Raw genomic sequence first — 15392 nt, forward strand, 5'->3', positions numbered from 1 at the left:
GAGTCCTTGCCGCCGGAGAACAGGATCACCGGGTTCTCGAACTCGCCCGCCACCTCGCGGAAGATGTGCACCGCCTCGGACTCCAGCGCGTCCAGATGGGACAGCCCGTGGCCGGTCATACGAGTCCCCGCCCGGCCAGCACCGCGTACACCGCGTCCGCCGACTCCTTCGGCGTCTGCTCCTGCGTCGGCAGGACGAGCGCCGGATCCACCGGGGCCTCGTAGGGGTCGTCGACACCGGTCAGCCCGGTCAGCTCGCCCGCCGCCTGCCTGGCGTACAGCCCCTTCACGTCCCGCTCGCCGCACACCTCGACCGGGGTGGCGACATGCACCTCGACGTACGGCGTCCCGCTCTTCTCGTGCCGCAGCCGCACCGCCTCGCGGCTGTCGGCGTAGGGCGCGATGACGGGGACGAGGGACAGGACGCCGTTGCGGGCCAGGACCTCGGAGACCAGGCCGATGCGCTGCACGTTGGTGTGCCGGTCCGCGCGGCTGAAGCCCAGTCCGGCGGAGAGGAAGCGGCGGATCTCGTCGCCGTCCAGAACCTCCACGCGACGCCCCTCGGCCTTCAGCCGGTCGCCCAGGAGGCGGGCGATCGTCGTCTTGCCCGCGCTCGGCAGTCCCGTGAGCCAGACCGTGGCCCCCTGGGCCCTCGGAGCGGTGGCCCTTGGCGTGTTGGTCATGCGCAACAGTCCTCTTTCCTACCGGCGTGCAACCCGTCGAACCGTAGGTAAGGACTCTGAGAAGAGAGGTCAAGGAACCTGAGGTTTAGCTGAGTGACACCCGGTGTTCAGGAGGTCACACTCCCGCGAACTCCGCTCCCGCGTCCCGCAGTCGCTCGTGCAGCCCGTGGAACACGGCCGCCGACCGCGCCCCCGGCCAGTCGGCGGGGAGCAGCCGGGCGGGCAGGCCGGGGTCGACGTAGGGCAGGTGGCGCCAGGAGTCCAGGGCGAGGAGGTAGTCGCGGTAGGCGGCCTCCGGCGGGGTGTCCGAGCGCTGCTGCCAGTCCCGCAGCACGGGCGCGTGCCGGTCGAGGAACGCCTCGTGCTCCTTGGCGATGGCCGCCAGGTCCCACCAGCGGGCGACGGCCAGGGCGGTCGGCGCGAACCCGAGGTGCTCGCCGCGGAAGAGGTCGACGTACGGATCGAGCCCGAGCCGCTGGAGGGTGTGCCGGGTCTCCTCGTGCAGCCGCGCCGGGGCGATCCACACGCCCGGGGCCGCGGTCCCGAAGCCGAGGCCGGCCAGCCGGGAGCGCAGGACGTGCCGCTTCTGCCGCTCGGACTCCGGTACGGAGAACACCGCGAGCACCCAGCCCTCGTCCCCGGCCGGCGCGCCGGCGTAGATGCGCTGGTCGCCGTCGTCGAGCAACTGGCGGGCTTCTTCGGAGAGTTCGTATCCGGCAGCGCCCTGCGCGGTACGGGCCGGAAGCAGCAGCCCGCGCCGCTTCAGCCGGGACACCGAGGAGCGTACGGAGGGGGCGTCGACGCCGACCGCGGCGAGCAGCCGGATCAGCTCGGCCACGGGCACGGGGCCCGGGGCGAAGCGGCCGTACGCGCCGTAGAGCGTGACGATGAGAGACCGAGGTGCGGGCTGGTCGGACACGTTGATCATCTTAAGGTCGTCCGTATCACGGCTGGTCATCATCGGTGTCACCGCCGGTGTGACGTTCGTCTTGATCTTGGTTCTGAGTCTCCGGGTGCCCCGCGGCGCGCAGTCTGAACCGCTGGAGCTTGCCGGTCGCGGTGCGCGGCAGCGCGTCCAGGAAGACGAGGTCGCGCGGGCACTTGTACGGTGCCAGCTCCTCCTTGAGGAACACGCGCAGGGCGTCCGCGTCGCGCCGCGCGCCCTTCCGCAGCACGGCGAACGCCACGACCGCCTGCCCCCGCCGCTCGTCCGGCCGCCCGACGACCGCCGCCTCGACGACGTCCGGATGACGCAGCAGCGCCTCCTCGACCTCGGGGCCCGCGATGTTGTACCCCGCCGAGACGATCATGTCGTCGGCGCGGGCGACGTACCGGAAGTAGCCGTCGGGCTCGCGGACGTAGGTGTCGCCGGTGACGTTCCATCCGCCCCGCACGTACTCCCGTTGCCGCGGGTCCGCGAGGTAGCGGCAGCCGACCGGGCCGCGCACGGCGAGCAGGCCGGGCTCCCCGTCGGGCACCGGCGCGCCGTCCACGTCCTGCACGCGCGCGTGCCAGCCGGGCACCGGGACTCCGGTGGTGCCGGGGCGGATGCCCTCGTCGGCGGCGGAGATGAAGATGTGCAGCAGTTCGGTGGCGCCGATGCCGTTGATCAGCCGCAGCCCGGTCCGCTCGTGCCAGGCCCGCCAGGTCGCCGCGGGCAGGTTCTCCCCGGCGGAGACACAGCGGCGCAGGGACGTCACGTCGTGCCCGTCGAGGTCGTCGAGCATCGTGCGGTAGGCGGTGGGCGCCGTGAACAGCACGCTCACCCGGTGCTCCGCGATCGCGGGCAACAGCTGCCGCGGGCCCGCCTGTTCCAGCAGCAGCGCGCTGGCCCCGGCCCGCAGCGGGAACACGACGAGCCCGCCCAGGCCGAAGGTGAAACCGAGCGGGGGACTGCCCGCGAAGACGTCGTCCGGCAGCGGTCTCAGCACATGCCGCGAGAAGGTGTCGGCGATCGCCAGCACATCCCGGTGGAAGTGCATGCACCCCTTCGGCCGCCCGGTGGTGCCGGAGGTGAAGGCGATCAGCGCCACGTCGTCGGCCGCGGTGTCCACGGCCCGGTACGGGCCGCTCGGCGCCGGCCGCCTCAGCAGGTCGTCCGGCGCGTCACCGCCGTACGTGGTGATCCGCAGCCCCGGTGTCCCGGCCCTGGCGAGGTCGTCCACCGCCCGGGCGTCGCACAGGGCGTGCCCCACCTCGGCGATCTCGCACATCGTGCGCAGCTCGTGGGGCCGCTGCTGGGCCAGCACGGTCACCGCGATCGCGCCCGCCTTGAGCACCGCCAGCCAGCAGGCCGCGAGCCAGGGCGTGGTCGGACCGCGCAGCAGGACGCGCGCCCCGGGGACCACTCCGAGATCGCCGGTGAGCAGGTGCGCGATGCGGTCCACGCGGGTCCGCAGCTCCCCGTACGTCCAGGACGGCCCCATCGGCGTGTGGAACACCGGACGGTGAGGGGAGCCGGACCGGTCGAGCAGCTCGACGGCGCAGTTCACCCGGTCGGGGTAGTCCAGCTCCGGCAGGTCGAAGCGGAGACCGGGCCACTGGTCCGGCGGGGGAAGGTGGTCGCGCGCGAAGGTGTCGACATGGGCCGAGACGTTCATGGGCGTTCGCCCCCTTGCCTGGACGGGCCTCACCGGCGGGCGTCGAGGTGGTCTCGCGCACCGAGCGTATCGCGTCGGTGACGGCAGTCAACAGGACGCGATACCGTCGGGGGAGACACGGGAGAGGGGACCGGCGATGCCCGCATTCTCGCTCGAACCGGCACAGACCGTCTGGTGTGCCGAGTTGCGCGCCCTGGCCGCGGAACGGCTGCGCCCGCTCGCCGACAAGGGCGAACCGGGCCGCGTCAACCGGCCGCTGCTCGCCGAACTCGGCCGACTGGGCCTGCTCTCCCGCCTGTTCACCTCCGGCGCGCTCGACCTCTGTCTGATGCGCGAGTCCCTCGCCCAGGGCTGCACGGAGGCCGAGACCGCCCTCGCCCTCCAGGGCCTCGGCGCGCACCCGGTGCACGCCCACGGCACCCCGGCCCAGCGGGAGCGCTGGCTGCCACGGGTCGCCGACGGCGGCGCGGTCGCCGCCTTCGCCCTGTCCGAACCCGGCGCCGGCTCGGACGCGGCGGCGCTGTCCCTCGCCGCAGAACCCGACGGCCCTGAGGCCTGGCGCCTCACCGGCGGGAAACACTGGATCTCCAACGCCCCCGAAGCCGACTTCTACACCGTCTTCGCCCGTACGACACCGGGTGCCGGGGCCCGGGGCGTCACCGCCTTCCTCGTCCCCGCCGACCGCCCCGGACTCACCGGCACCCCCCTGGACATGCTCTCCCCGCACCCCATCGGCACCCTCGACTTCGACGCCGTCCCCGTCACCGCGGCCGACGTCCTCGGCGAAGGCGACCGCGGCTTCCGCGTCGCCATGACGACCCTCGACCTCTTCCGCCCCAGCGTCGGCGCCTTCGCCGTCGGCATGGCCCAGGCGGCCCTCGACGCCACGCTCGACTGGACCTCGCAACGGGAAGCCTTCGGAGGCAGGCTGAGGGACCTGCAGACGGTCGCCCACACCGTCGCCGAGATGGCCCTGCGCACGGAGGCCGCCCGCCTGATGGTGCACGCGGCGGCCACGGCGTACGACACCGGCGCCCCCGACGTCCCCAAGCGTGCCGCCATGGCCAAACTCCTCGCCACCGAGACCGCGCAGTACGTCGTCGACGCGGCCGTCCAACTCCACGGTGCCCGCGCCCTGCACCGCGGCCATCTCCTCGAACACCTCTACCGCGAAGTGCGCGCCCCACGGATCTACGAAGGCGCCAGCGAGGTCCAACGGAGCATCATCGCCCGCGAGTTGTATGCCGGCCTGAAGGCCGTCCGATGACCGCCGAACGCGTCGACCCGCCTGGACTGGCCCCGCCCACCGGCTTCTCGCACGCCGTGGTCGCCACCGGCTCCCGGCTGGTCTTCCTGGCCGGCCAGACCGCGCTGGACGCCGACGGAAAGGTCGTCGGGGACTCGCTCCCCGCACAGTTCGCCCGGGCGCTCGCCAACCTGCTGGCCGCGCTCACCGCGGCGGGCGGCACACCGGCGGACCTGGCCCGCGTCACGGTCTACGTCACGGACGTCGCCGAGTACCGCTCCCACGCCGCCGAACTCGGCCGCATCTGGCGGCAGTTGGCCGGGCGGGACTACCCGGCGATGGCGGTCGTCGGCGTCGTGCGCCTGTGGGACGAGACGGCTCTCGTCGAGATGGACGGGTTCGCGGTGCTGGACTGACCACCCGGGGCCAGGAGAACCCCCGGCACCAAGGACCCGTGCGGCCGCGTCACGCGGCGACGGCCAGCCGGTCGGCGGTGACGCGGTGGGGGTGGACGATCCGGCCGTCGGGGAGCAGCTCGCCGGAGTCGTCGAAGACGATCGTGCCGTCGCACAGGAGACTCCAGCCCTGCTCGGGGTGGGCGGCGAGGACGTGCACGGGGTGGGCGTCGGCACAGGCGCTCGGGAAGGAGTGGGAACACATGGCGCACCTCCACGTCGGTGGGGGCCGGCCGGCCGGTCGGCCTCGCATATCCAGACCATGCGCCAGACCCGGAGCCATCGCCAGAGGGTGCCCGCAAGCGTGACAGCACCAGGACAACTCGCGGACCGTTCGCCGACGACCGGTGCGGACTCGCCACCGAAGGAGTGACGGTCACGGCCTCGGGCCCGCCCGCCCGGTACCAGTGGAATCCCCCCATCACAGGAGGTCTTCCATGTCGTTCCGCCCCGCTCTGGCCGCGGCCGCCGGCGCCGTGCTGTTCCTGCTCGCCGTCCCCGGGCAGACCGCAGCCGCCGCCGGTCCGGCGGAGAGCGTCACCGTCGACCCGGTCGGACAGCTCGCCGCCGACGGCACGGTCACCCTCACCGGCACCTACCGCTGCGTCGGCAGCACCGGCCCCGTCTTCGTCAGCTCCTCCGTCCGGCAGGACTCCGGCACCACCCGCTACGGCATCGGCGGCACCCACGCCGTGTGCGACGGCGTCCTGCACGCCTGGGCGAACACCGGCAAGCCCGGCACGGACACCCTGAAGGCGGGCGCCGCCCAGGTCGAGGCCACCCTGATGGAGCTCGAGCCGCACGGCGGCCTGCCCCTGCCCCGCTTCCACTCGACCAAGGCGCAGGACGTCACGCTGACCAAGGCATAACCGCCCGCGCCGGGTCCGTACCCGGAAGTCCGGCCTCCGGGCGGAGCCGGGCTTCCGGGCGGCGTGCGGACGCGGTGGCCGACCGTCAGGGCTGGTGGGTGACACTCACCCGTACGGTCAGCGAGCCCCGGTTGTCCTGCGAGCAGAACCCGGCGGTGTCGTTCATCCCCAGTTGCAGGTCGCCGTCCCCGGTGGCCCGGAACGTCAGCTTCCGGCCGACGGAGTGGATGGGGAAGTCCTTCTCGCCCACCAGGCGCGCCACCAGGGTGCCGAACGGGGCCGATGGTTTGACCTTGCAGTCCTTCGCCCCGTCGAGCCGCTTGTCGGTCTCCGCGTCGTACCCGGCCGGCCCGGTCATCGGCATGTTCCGGTTGTCGGCCGTCCATTCCCCGGAGACGAACCGCACGGTGACCACGTCTCCCCGCTTCACCGACGCTCCGGTCATCGACTGCCAGCCGGTCGCCGACTCGACGACCTGATGGGTGGTCGTCGTCTTCGGGTCCTTCCCGAGCGGCAGTGTCCCGGTGAGGAACAGACCGCCCACGACGCCCGCCGCCAGCACGGCCGCACCGGCCGACGCCCACCACAGCAGCCGCTTCGGACGTGTCGAGCGGGACGGCTGGTGCTGCGGGGGCTGGAGCGACGTCGTGTGCCGCGCCGTCGGCATGGCCCCCGCGGCCGGAACGAGCCGCTCCTGACCACTGGTCAGCGTCTCCGCGTAGGCGGACTGAGCGGGGGGAGCGGAGGGAGCCGAGGGAGCCGAGTAAGCGGGAGGAAAAGCAGGAGGGAGAGCCGAGTGAGCCGAAGCCGTCGACTGGGCCGAGGGCGCCGGTACGCGCACGGTCGGCGACGGCAGCGGCCCGGGTTCCTCCTCCGCCGCGACACGCTGCAACGCCGTCCGCGTGACATCCGCCGTGGGGCGCTCGCCCGGGGCCTTGCGCAGCAGCCCCTCGATGACCGGGCGCAGCGGGCCGAGCCGCTCCGACAGGACGGGTTCCTCGTACGCCACCGCGTGCAGCGTCGCGGGCGGTCCCGGCCTGCGGAACGGAGACTGCCCGCCGCAGACCGTGGCGAGGGTCGCGCCCAGTGACCACAGGTCGGAGGCCGGGCCGACCTCCCCTCCCGTCACCCGCTCGGGCGCCATGAACTCCAGGGAGCCGATCAGTTCACCGGTGGTCGTCAGGAACTCGCCGTCGTCCAGGGCCGCGATACCGAAGTCGGTGAGGACGGCGTTGCCGTCCCGGCGCAGCAGGACGTTGGCGGGTTTCACGTCGCGGTGCAGGGTACCGGCCGCGTGCACGGCTCCCAGCGCGTCCAGCAGTTGCAGGCCGAGGACGGCGGTGTGCCGCGGGGTGAGCGGGCCGGTCCTGGCGAGCTGGTGGGCCAGCGACGGGCCCTCGACCAGCTCCATGACGATCCACAGCCGGTGCTCGGACTCGATCAGGTCGTGGACGCCGACCACATGGGGATGCGGCACGCGGGCCACCGCGCGGGCCTCACGGACGGCGCGGCGCATCCGGGTGCGGTGCTCCTCGTCGCCCTGGGTGAGGATGTGCAGTTCCTTGGCGGCGACGGGGCGGTCCAGCAACTGGTCGTGGGCGCGCCAGACCGTGCCCATGCCGCCTCTGCCGAGGACGTCGTGAAGCAGATACCGGCCGGCGACCAGCCGCTCCGAGCCACCTGCAGAGCCGTGTTCGGATCCCTGTCCCGAGCCGTGTGCCGAACGCACCGCAGCCTGGGGGTCGCCATCTCCGGATATCACGCGCTCTCTCACGTCTCTTTCCCGGTGGTCAGGGAGCCGCCGGCCGTCGTCCGTTCGAACGGGGCCGAGCATAGCGGAGGCGCAGCGCGGTGCCGTGCCATCAACTATGGCGCGCCACAAGGCATTTGACGACTTCGCCCGGTGGCCGCCGCGGCCGCGGACTGTCAGTCCCCCCTGCCATGCTGGGCGTCATGACAACAGCCGACGATTCAACCGCCGCCGCCGACATCGTGGATCCCGCGGACAGCGTCCACACTCTGTTGTGGCGGTGGGCCGACCACGTCGACCGCGACGGCGAGAAGGGGATGACCCGGCCGGAATGGTTCGCGCCCGCCGGGGAGCTGACCCTGGCCGACGAGATCACCTGGTTCGGGATGGGGAGCGGCGGCTGGTACCACGGTGACCTGCCCTCCGGTCTGGAGAAGGCCCCGGTGTACGCGGGGTATCACTGGGTCCGGCCGGACGACGGGCCGCCGGTGGCCCGGGCCAGCATGGTCGTCGTGCCGATGGCGGATCCGGCCCGGATCATGGCCGCGGAGTGGAACGACGGGTACGAAGGCTACGAACCGGCGGCGGTGGACGGATACGCCGTCCTGTGCAGCAGCGCGTTCGATCCCACCAGTATCCCCGGCCGTGACGCCGAGGCCGATCTCCGTGAGGCCAAGCGGATCATCGCGACCGGCGACGAGCAGGGCCGCCGAGCCAACCACGCCGAGATCGTCACCGACCCGGAGCGTGCCGGCAACGCCCTGTTCTTCCCGGTCGAGGACGGGGAACGCGACGGCTACGAAGCGCTGGAGGACGACGGCACGGTCGTCTGCGTCGCCTTCATCGGCTTCGACTTCCCTCTGGGCGTCTGACCACCCGGCCGGTCACCTGACGCGCCACGCGGGCGGCGGAGCGGCGACGGCTACATGAGAGGAATTCCTGAAATGTTCAAGAAGAGCAGTGCCGAGAAGAGCAGTGTCGTGGTGATCCGTGATGCCGATGTGATCGCGGCGGCCCTGGGCCGGGCACTGGAGGAAGCCTCGGACGAACTGCGGCCGGGCCTGGAGCACGCCGTGGCGCTGGCCCGGTCCGCTGCCGCCGCCACCGAGGCCCAGGTCCGCGGCCGTTGGGCCCGCTCCCGGTGGGCCGATGCCGGTTTCTCGGGAGACCTCACCTCGGCGGAGGCGGTGAAGGCGCTGCGCGAGGCCGAGCCGGGGCTGAGTCTGCTGGAGGCCGTGCGACTGCGCGACGACGCGGTGGCCCACCCGGAGTGACCCGGGCTGACACGGAGGCCGGCCGCCCACGTGTCAGCCCCCGAGGCGGCGGTGGTCCTCCTCGTCCCAGGCCCGGGTGTCGCGCGGCTGGACGTACGGTTCCTCGTCGGCCGGGTGGCCGCCGGCGACGGCGCGCTGGCGCACCAGCTCGGCGTCGAACTCCAGGCCGAGCAGGATCGCCAGGTTGGTGATCCACAGCCACACCAGGAAGATGATCACGCCCGCGAGGGCGCCGTAGGTCTTGTTGTACGAGCCGAAGTTCGCCACGTACAGCGCGAACCCGGCCGAGGCGGCCATCCAGATCAGCAGAGCCAGGAAGCTGCCCGGCGTGATCCAGCGGAAGCCGCGGACGCGCGCGTTCGGGGTCGCCCAGTACAGGACCGCGATCATCACCGTGACCAGGAGCACCAGCACCGGCCACTTCGCGTAGGACCACACGGTCAGGCCCGTGTCGCCGACCCCGAGCGCGGTGCCGACCTGCCGGGCGAGGCCGCCGGTGAACACCACGATCAGCGCGCTGATCACGGCCATCACCATCAGCATCACGGTGACGCCGACCCGGACCGGCAGCACCTTCCACACCGGACGGCCCTCGGGGATGTCGTAGACCGCGTTGGCGCTGCGGATGAACGCGGCGACGTAGCCCGAAGCCGACCACACCGCGAGCACCAGGCCCACGATCGCCATGACCGAGCCGAGTCCGCCCTTGCCCTGCATCTGCTGCACAGCGCTCCGCAGGACGTCCTGAGCCGCGCCCGGGGCGAGCTTCTGGATGTTGTCCAGGACCGCCTGCGTGGCCGACTGCCCGACGACTCCCAGCAGAGACACCAGCGCGAGCAGCGCGGGGAACACGGCCAGGATCGAGTAGTAGGTCAGAGCCGCGGCCCGGTCGGCCAGCTCGTCCTTCTTGAACTCCTTCAGGGTGCCTTTCAGCACCGCCCCCCAGGAGCGCCTGGGCAGGTCCGTCGGCTTGTCCGGGGCCTGCCGCTCCACCTGCGCGTCCGGACCGGCGGCGGTCGGGGCCTTCCCGGTCCCGCCTTCATGGTCCTCCGCTACGCGTTCGCCGTGCCGTCTGTGCGGCTTCAGTGTCCTCACCATTCCGCACGTGTATCCGGCTCGACGCCACCCATGTGCACATATGCGATATACCGGACTTTTTTCTCTGTTCGAGTAGGGCTCCCCGGGGAACTCGTCGATCCCACCGACCACTGAGCACCGAGCACCGACCCGAGCGGGCCGTCGCCGCTGTCCATGCGGGGTCCGCCCGGGGCGACGCGAGACAAGGGGAGACGTCATGCCGGCTGGATCGAACGCCAAGCGTGAGCGCCAGTACGAGCACATCAAGGAGAGCGCCGAGGGCCGTGGCGAGTCGTCGAAGCGGGCCAAGGAGATCGCGGCACGGACGGTCAACAAGGAGCGGGCCAGGTCGGGCGAGTCGAAGACCGCCGGGAAGGCCTCCGTCCGTGACCCGAAGTCGTCGTACCAGCGGGGCGGGCAGCGTTCGCACAGCGGCGCGGAAGGGCCCACCAAGGAGCAGCTGTACGAAGAGGCGAAGAAGCGCAACATCCAGGGCCGCTCCTCGATGACGAAGAAGCAGTTGGAGAACGCGCTCGGCCGCTGACGCACGGGCCTCACGGCCGGCCGCCCCGCCGGACGGCGGCCGGCGGCCGGCGGTGAGGCCTGCACGTTTTTTGGGGTTCAAGGGGGCCGGTGCGTTCGCGGACGGCCTCCCGTGAGGTGCCGACGGGCGGCGCCGGGCGGCAACTCTGTGCATTCTCTTGACGACTGTAAGAAATATGCCCTACATTCCTCGACGCATCGTTCAGTGCACTGAGCATCCCTCCGGCCCCCGCCCCCCACCAGGAGCCGCCACCATGCCTGTCAGCACCCTCCGCCGCCTTCCCCGAACCCGCCTGCGTATCGCCCTGGTCGCCCTGGCCACGCTGGCGTCCGCGGCGCTCACCGCCCTCCCCTCGCCGGCCGCCGAGGCGGAGCCGCCGGTCAGCGGCCACCTCGCCGGCACCCTCTCCGACGGCGCCACCTGGGTCGCGGATGTCCCCGAGCGCTGGAACGGCACCCTGCTGCTGTTCAGCCACGGCTTCGGCCCCACCGTCGCCAGGGACGCCCCCACCGACGCCGTACGCGCCGAGTTGCTCGCCGAGGGCTATGCGATGGCCGGGTCCTCGTACGATCCCCACGGCTCGATGTGGGCCCTGGACAGCGCCGAACGCGACCAGTTCGCCACTCTCGACGCCGTCACCGCGCAGATCGGCACCCCCCGGCGCACACTGGCCATCGGCCAGTCGATGGGCGGACTCGTCAACGCGCAGATCGCCCGGGACGGCGGCGGGCGCGTCGACGGCGCGCTCGGCCAGTGCGGCCTGGTCGCGGGCGGCACCGACCTGGACAACTACCAACTGGACGCCGAGTACACGATCGCCCGCCTGCTGCTGCCCGCGCAGGACGTGAAACTCGTGCGGTTCGGCACCTCCGCCGAGGCCTCCGCCGCCGCCGACCTGCTCACCCGGGCGGTCACCGCCGCCCAGAGCACCCCGCGGGGCCGCGCCCGGACCGCACTGGCCGCCGCCTTCCTCAACCTGCCCGCCTGGGCGCCCGGAGAGAACCGGCCCGCCCCGACCGACTGGGCGGGCCAGGAGGAGCAGCAGTACGCGTGGTTCGCGCAGGGCGTCCTGTCCTTCGTCGAGGGCGGCCGGTACGCCGTGGAGCAGTCCGTCGGCGGCAACAACTCCTGGAATCGGGGCGTCGACTACGCCCGGCTGCTCGCCGGCTCCGCACACGCGGCACAGGTCCACGCCCTCTACCGGGCGGCCGGTCTCGACCTGCGCGCCGACCTGCGCACGCTCACCGAGGAGGCCACGGTCACCGCCGACCCCGCCGCCGTCCGCACCGCGCGGCGGACGTCCTCCGCGGGCCAGGGACTCGAGGTGCCCCTGCTCGACGTCCACACCACCGCCGACAACCTGGTTCCGGTCGAGCAGGAGAACCGCTTCGCCGCCCGCGTGCGCGCCGCCGGCGACGGCGCGCTGCTGCGGCAGGCGTTCGTCGAACGGCAGGGCCACTGCGCGTTCACCACCGCCGAGACCGTGGCCGCCCTGCACGCGCTCGAACACCGCGTCGCGACCGGCCGCTGGGACGGCGTCGCCACCCCGGCCGCGCTCCAGCGGTCCGCCACCGGGCTCGGTCTGGACGGTGCGGCGTACATCGCCTATCAACCGGCCCGGCTGACGGTCGGCCGAGACGACCCACCGCACCCCACCCACCGCTGACGCATCCCGACGCGGGTGCTCAACGGCACCGAGAGCGCCGGTCTCCTCGCCACGGCCGTACCGGTCGCCCCCAGCAGTACCGCTCGCCGGAACACCCCCGCGAAGCCCCCACCTCCTCATGACGATCGTCTGAGCCACCCCGCAGTCCCCTGTCCCGCCCGCACTCCCCTCTGTCGTTGACCTGCACCCGTCTGACCTTTCTGCGCAGTCCCCCGAAAAACCCTGACAAAGCCCTGAACCGGCCTCCCTTGAACGTGACCCCGTCACCCCGGAGGCTTGAAGTCGCGGGTCAGCGTGGGCATTTGAGGGCCGGACGCGACATGTGCCGCTGCGATGTCATGGTCATTACATGAGCGGGGAGTGGGTACGGATGCACAGCACCTTGATCGTCGCCAGGCTGGAACCGGGCGCGAGCGCGAGCGTGGCCGGCCTGTTCGCCGATTTCGACGCGACCGAGATGCCGCACAGGATGGGGACGAGGCGGCGCCAGCTCTTTCACTATCGGGGGCTGTACTTCCACCTCCAGGACTTCGACGAGGACAACGGGGGAGAGCTGATCGAGGCGGCGAAGACCGACCCCCGGTTCGTCGGGATCAGCAACGACCTCAAGCCGTTCATCGAGGCGTACGACCCGGCTACCTGGCGCTCACCGGCGGACGCGATGGCGACGCGGTTCTATTCGTGGGAGGCGTCCGCGTGAGCGCGCGGCGCGTCGTCATCACGGGACTTGAGGTTCTCGCGCCGGGCGGCATGGGCGCCAAGAACTTCTGGAGCCTGCTGAGCGAGGGGCGTACGGCGACTCGGGGAATCACGTTCTTCGACCCTGCGCCGTTCCGCTCCCGCGTCGCCGCCGAGATCGACTTCGATCCGTACGAGCACGGCCTCACCCCGCAGGAAGTGCGCCGCATGGACCGGGCCGCCCAGTTCGCGGTGGTCGCGGCGCGCGGAGCGGTAGCGGACAGCGGGATCGAGTTCGCCGACCTCGACCCGTACCGCACCGGCGTCACCATCGGGAGCGCGGTCGGCGCCACGATGGGCCTGGACGAGGAGTACCGCGTCGTCAGCGACGGCGGGCGGCTCGCCCTCGTCGACCACGCGTACGCGGCACCGCACCTCTACGACCACCTGGTGCCCAGCTCCTTCGCCACCGAGGTCGCCTGGGCGGTGGGCGCCGAGGGCCCCGCCACCGTCGTCTCCACCGGTTGCACCTCGGGCATCGACTCCGTCGGGTACGCCGCCGAGCTGATCCGCGAGGGAGCGGTGGACATCATGGTCGCCGGCTCGTCGGACGCGCCGATCTCCCCGATCACCATGGCCTGCTTCGACGCGATCAAGGCCACCACCCCCCGCCACGACGACCCGGCCCACGCCTCCCGCCCCTTCGACGGCACCCGCAACGGGTTCGTGCTCGGCGAGGGCGCGGCCGTGTTCGTGCTGGAGGAACTCGACAGCGCCCGCAGGCGCGGCGCCCACATCTACGCGGAGATCGCCGGGTACGCGACCCGCTCGAACGCTTACCACATGACCGGATTACGCCCCGACGGCGCGGAGATGGCCGAGGCGATCCGGGTCGCCCTCGACGAGGCGCGGCTGCCCGGCGAGGCCATCGACTACATCAACGCGCACGGCTCGGGCACGAAACAGAACGACCGTCACGAGACAGCCGCGTTCAAACGCAGCCTCGGCGCGCACGCCTACCGCACCCCGGTCAGCTCGATCAAGTCGATGGTGGGCCACTCCCTGGGCGCGATCGGCTCCATCGAGATCGCCGCATCGGTCCTGGCCATGGAGTACGACGTCGTTCCGCCGACCGCCAACCTCCACACCCCCGACCCCGAGTGCGACCTCGACTACGTGCCGCTCGACGCCCGCGACCAGCTCGTCGACGCGGTACTCACCGTCGGCAGCGGGTTCGGCGGGTTCCAGAGCGCGATGGTACTGGCCGAGCCGGAAAGGAAGCAGGTGTGAGTACGGCGACCGTCGTGGTGACCGGACTCGGCGTCGCCGCGCCGACCGGTCTCGGGACGCGCGAGCACTGGGCGGCCACGCGCGAGGGCCGCAGCGGCATCGGCCGCCTCACCCGCTTCGACCCGTCCGGCTACCCGGCGAAACTCGCCGGCGAGATCACCGGGTTCACCGCCGAGGAGCACCTGCCGGGCCGGCTCATCCCGCAGACCGACCGGATGACCCGGCTCGCCCTCGCCGCCGCCGACTGGGCGCTGGCCGACGCGAGCGTACGCCCCGACGAGCTGGCCTCCTTCGACATGGGCGTGGTCACCGCGAGCGCGTCCGGCGGCTTCGAGTTCGGCCAGAACGAGCTGCGCAAGCTGTGGAGCCAGGGCAGCCAGTACGTGTCCGCGTACCAGTCCTTCGCCTGGTTCTACGCCGTCAACAGCGGCCAGATCTCCATCCGCAACGGCATGAAGGGCCCCAGCGGCGTCGTCGTCAGCGACCAGGCCGGCGGCCTCGACGCGGTTGCCCAGGCCCGCCGGCAGATCCGCAAGGGCACCCGTCTTGTCGTGTCCGGCGGCGTCGACGCCTCCCTGTGCCCCTGGGGCTGGGTCGCGCAGCTCGCCAGCGGCCGGCTCAGCACCAGCGAGGACCCCGCCCGCGCCTACCTCCCCTTCGACCGCGACGCCCGCGGCTATGTGCCCGGCGAGGGCGGCGCGATCCTGATCCTGGAGGCCGCCGAGGCCGCCCGCGAACGCGGCGCGCACTCCTACGGCGAGATCGCCGGGTACGGCGCCACCTTCGACCCCAAGCCCGGCAGCGGGCGTCCGCCCGGCCTGCGCAAGGCCGTCGAACTCGCCCTCGCCGACGCGGGCGCCCAACCCGCCGACGTGGACGTCGTGTTCGCCGACGCGGCCGGTGACCCCGACCTCGACCGCGCCGAGGCCGACGCGCTCACCCAGGTCTTCGGCCCGCACGGCGTCCCGGTCAGCTGCCCCAAGACGATGACCGGCCGCCTCTACTCGGGCGCCGCCCCTCTCGACCTGGCCACCGCCCTGCTCGCCCTGCGCGACGGGATCGTCCCCGCCGCCGTCAACGTCGAGCTCTCCCCCGAGTACGACCTGGACCTCGTCGTCGACCAGCCGCGCCGCCTCGGCCTGCGCACCGCGCTGGTCCTGGCCCGGGGATACGGCGGCTTCAACTCCGCAGTCGTCCTGCGGGCGCCCGCACCGCACTGACAGCCCCGCCCGGAAGGACCGTTTCCCCGCGCGCGCCCCCA

Annotated in this window: 16 protein-coding genes and 1 pseudogene; 10 read left to right on the forward strand and 7 right to left on the reverse strand. The window is 72.5% G+C overall.

The window, feature by feature from the left end:
• The 4 genes and pseudogenes from ABT057_RS19650 to ABT057_RS19665 form a co-directional block, all read right to left on the reverse strand.
• Nucleotides 1-110: pseudogene (locus ABT057_RS19650) on the reverse strand (sulfate adenylyltransferase subunit CysD); the annotation flags it as partial.
• A 5-nt stretch (nt 111-115) separates the two neighbouring features.
• Nucleotides 116-682, reverse strand: a complete 567-nt coding sequence (cysC, locus tag ABT057_RS19655; protein WP_352344341.1) for an adenylyl-sulfate kinase — start codon at nt 680-682, stop codon at nt 116-118.
• Between the two features lie 115 nt (nt 683-797).
• Nucleotides 798-1610, reverse strand: coding sequence for a PaaX family transcriptional regulator (locus ABT057_RS19660; RefSeq protein WP_352344342.1), 813 nt, complete (start codon nt 1608-1610; stop codon nt 798-800).
• Between the two features lie 16 nt (nt 1611-1626).
• Nucleotides 1627-3282 carry an AMP-binding protein gene (locus ABT057_RS19665; protein WP_502973944.1) on the reverse strand — a complete coding sequence of 552 codons (1656 nt, stop codon included), beginning with the start codon at nt 3280-3282 and terminating at the stop codon, nt 1627-1629.
• Between the two features lie 136 nt (nt 3283-3418).
• Here ABT057_RS19665 and ABT057_RS19670 point away from each other — a divergent pair, with 136 nt between their 5' ends.
• Both ABT057_RS19670 and ABT057_RS19675 read left to right on the forward strand, forming a co-directional pair.
• A complete protein-coding gene (locus tag ABT057_RS19670) occupies nt 3419-4549 on the forward strand; it encodes an acyl-CoA dehydrogenase family protein (RefSeq protein ID WP_352344343.1) in 1131 nt (376 codons plus the stop codon).
• Nucleotides 4546-4944, forward strand: a complete 399-nt coding sequence (locus ABT057_RS19675) for a RidA family protein (RefSeq protein WP_352344344.1) — start codon at nt 4546-4548, stop codon at nt 4942-4944. Before ABT057_RS19670 ends, ABT057_RS19675 begins: the two co-directional genes overlap by 4 nt.
• Nucleotides 4945-4993: 49 nt before the next feature.
• Here ABT057_RS19675 and ABT057_RS19680 read toward each other — a convergent pair whose 3' ends face one another.
• A complete protein-coding gene (locus ABT057_RS19680) occupies nt 4994-5188 on the reverse strand; it encodes a DUF5999 family protein (RefSeq protein ID WP_352344345.1) in 195 nt (64 codons plus the stop codon).
• A gap of 232 nt (nt 5189-5420) precedes the next feature.
• Here ABT057_RS19680 and ABT057_RS19685 point away from each other — a divergent pair, with 232 nt between their 5' ends.
• The gene (locus ABT057_RS19685) at nt 5421-5852 is read left to right on the forward strand and encodes a DUF6299 family protein (RefSeq protein WP_352344346.1); all 432 of its coding nucleotides are present in this window, start codon (nt 5421-5423) and stop codon (nt 5850-5852) included.
• Between the two features lie 85 nt (nt 5853-5937).
• On the opposite strand, the gene ABT057_RS19690 is transcribed toward ABT057_RS19685, so the two are convergent.
• Nucleotides 5938-7686, reverse strand: a complete 1749-nt coding sequence (locus tag ABT057_RS19690) for a serine/threonine-protein kinase (protein ID WP_352344347.1) — start codon at nt 7684-7686, stop codon at nt 5938-5940.
• Nucleotides 7687-7805: 119 nt separating this feature from the next.
• Between ABT057_RS19690 and ABT057_RS19695 the strand changes: the two genes are divergently transcribed.
• Nucleotides 7806-8474, forward strand: a complete 669-nt coding sequence (locus tag ABT057_RS19695; RefSeq protein ID WP_352344348.1) for a hypothetical protein — start codon at nt 7806-7808, stop codon at nt 8472-8474.
• A gap of 72 nt (nt 8475-8546) precedes the next feature.
• A complete protein-coding gene (locus ABT057_RS19700; protein WP_352344349.1) occupies nt 8547-8876 on the forward strand; it encodes a hypothetical protein in 330 nt (109 codons plus the stop codon).
• A gap of 33 nt (nt 8877-8909) precedes the next feature.
• On the opposite strand, the gene ABT057_RS19705 is transcribed toward ABT057_RS19700, so the two are convergent.
• The gene (locus ABT057_RS19705) at nt 8910-9974 is read right to left on the reverse strand and encodes a YihY/virulence factor BrkB family protein (RefSeq protein ID WP_352344350.1); all 1065 of its coding nucleotides are present in this window, start codon (nt 9972-9974) and stop codon (nt 8910-8912) included.
• Between the two features lie 196 nt (nt 9975-10170).
• On the opposite strand from ABT057_RS19705, the gene ABT057_RS19710 reads away from it, so the two are divergent.
• The 5 genes from ABT057_RS19710 to ABT057_RS19730 all read left to right on the forward strand — a co-directional run bounded on the left by ABT057_RS19710 (nt 10171) and on the right by ABT057_RS19730 (nt 15351).
• Nucleotides 10171-10497 carry a plasmid stabilization protein gene (locus ABT057_RS19710; RefSeq protein ID WP_352344351.1) on the forward strand — a complete coding sequence of 109 codons (327 nt, stop codon included), beginning with the start codon at nt 10171-10173 and terminating at the stop codon, nt 10495-10497.
• Nucleotides 10498-10750: 253 nt separating this feature from the next.
• Complete coding sequence (locus ABT057_RS19715; RefSeq protein WP_352344352.1) at nt 10751-12163, forward strand: alpha/beta fold hydrolase; 1413 nt, start codon at nt 10751-10753, stop codon at nt 12161-12163.
• Nucleotides 12164-12533: 370 nt separating this feature from the next.
• Nucleotides 12534-12863, forward strand: coding sequence for a TcmI family type II polyketide cyclase (locus ABT057_RS19720; RefSeq protein WP_352344353.1), 330 nt, complete (start codon nt 12534-12536; stop codon nt 12861-12863).
• Entirely contained in the window at nt 12860-14131 is a 1272-nt protein-coding gene (locus tag ABT057_RS19725; RefSeq protein WP_352344354.1) for a beta-ketoacyl-[acyl-carrier-protein] synthase family protein, read from the forward strand. Before ABT057_RS19720 ends, ABT057_RS19725 begins: the two co-directional genes overlap by 4 nt.
• Nucleotides 14128-15351, forward strand: a complete 1224-nt coding sequence (locus ABT057_RS19730; RefSeq protein WP_352344355.1) for a ketosynthase chain-length factor — start codon at nt 14128-14130, stop codon at nt 15349-15351. The genes ABT057_RS19725 and ABT057_RS19730 overlap by 4 nt, the downstream gene beginning before the upstream one ends.
• The last annotated feature ends 41 nt before the right edge of the window (nt 15352-15392 follow it).

The sequence above is a fragment of the Streptomyces sp. NPDC002588 genome (assembly GCF_040295925.1).
Taxonomy (GTDB): domain Bacteria; phylum Actinomycetota; class Actinomycetes; order Streptomycetales; family Streptomycetaceae; genus Streptomyces.

Excerpts from the sequence above, each read along its gene's own strand:
- cysC (WP_352344341.1), bottom strand. The coding sequence starts at position 682 with ATGACCAACACGCCAAGGGCCACCGCTCCGAGGGCCCAGGGGGCCACG.
- ABT057_RS19660 (WP_352344342.1), bottom strand. The coding sequence starts at position 1,610 with ATGATCAACGTGTCCGACCAGCCCGCACCTCGGTCTCTCATCGTCACG.
- ABT057_RS19665 (WP_502973944.1), bottom strand. The coding sequence starts at position 3,282 with ATGAACGTCTCGGCCCATGTCGACACCTTCGCGCGCGACCACCTTCCC.
- ABT057_RS19670 (WP_352344343.1), top strand. The coding sequence starts at position 3,419 with ATGCCCGCATTCTCGCTCGAACCGGCACAGACCGTCTGGTGTGCCGAG.
- ABT057_RS19675 (WP_352344344.1), top strand. The coding sequence starts at position 4,546 with ATGACCGCCGAACGCGTCGACCCGCCTGGACTGGCCCCGCCCACCGGC.
- ABT057_RS19680 (WP_352344345.1), bottom strand. The coding sequence starts at position 5,188 with ATGTGTTCCCACTCCTTCCCGAGCGCCTGTGCCGACGCCCACCCCGTG.
- ABT057_RS19685 (WP_352344346.1), top strand. The coding sequence starts at position 5,421 with ATGTCGTTCCGCCCCGCTCTGGCCGCGGCCGCCGGCGCCGTGCTGTTC.
- ABT057_RS19690 (WP_352344347.1), bottom strand. The coding sequence starts at position 7,686 with ATGCTCGGCCCCGTTCGAACGGACGACGGCCGGCGGCTCCCTGACCAC.
- ABT057_RS19695 (WP_352344348.1), top strand. The coding sequence starts at position 7,806 with ATGACAACAGCCGACGATTCAACCGCCGCCGCCGACATCGTGGATCCC.
- ABT057_RS19700 (WP_352344349.1), top strand. The coding sequence starts at position 8,547 with ATGTTCAAGAAGAGCAGTGCCGAGAAGAGCAGTGTCGTGGTGATCCGT.
- ABT057_RS19705 (WP_352344350.1), bottom strand. The coding sequence starts at position 9,974 with ATGGTGAGGACACTGAAGCCGCACAGACGGCACGGCGAACGCGTAGCG.
- ABT057_RS19710 (WP_352344351.1), top strand. The coding sequence starts at position 10,171 with ATGCCGGCTGGATCGAACGCCAAGCGTGAGCGCCAGTACGAGCACATC.
- ABT057_RS19715 (WP_352344352.1), top strand. The coding sequence starts at position 10,751 with ATGCCTGTCAGCACCCTCCGCCGCCTTCCCCGAACCCGCCTGCGTATC.
- ABT057_RS19720 (WP_352344353.1), top strand. The coding sequence starts at position 12,534 with ATGCACAGCACCTTGATCGTCGCCAGGCTGGAACCGGGCGCGAGCGCG.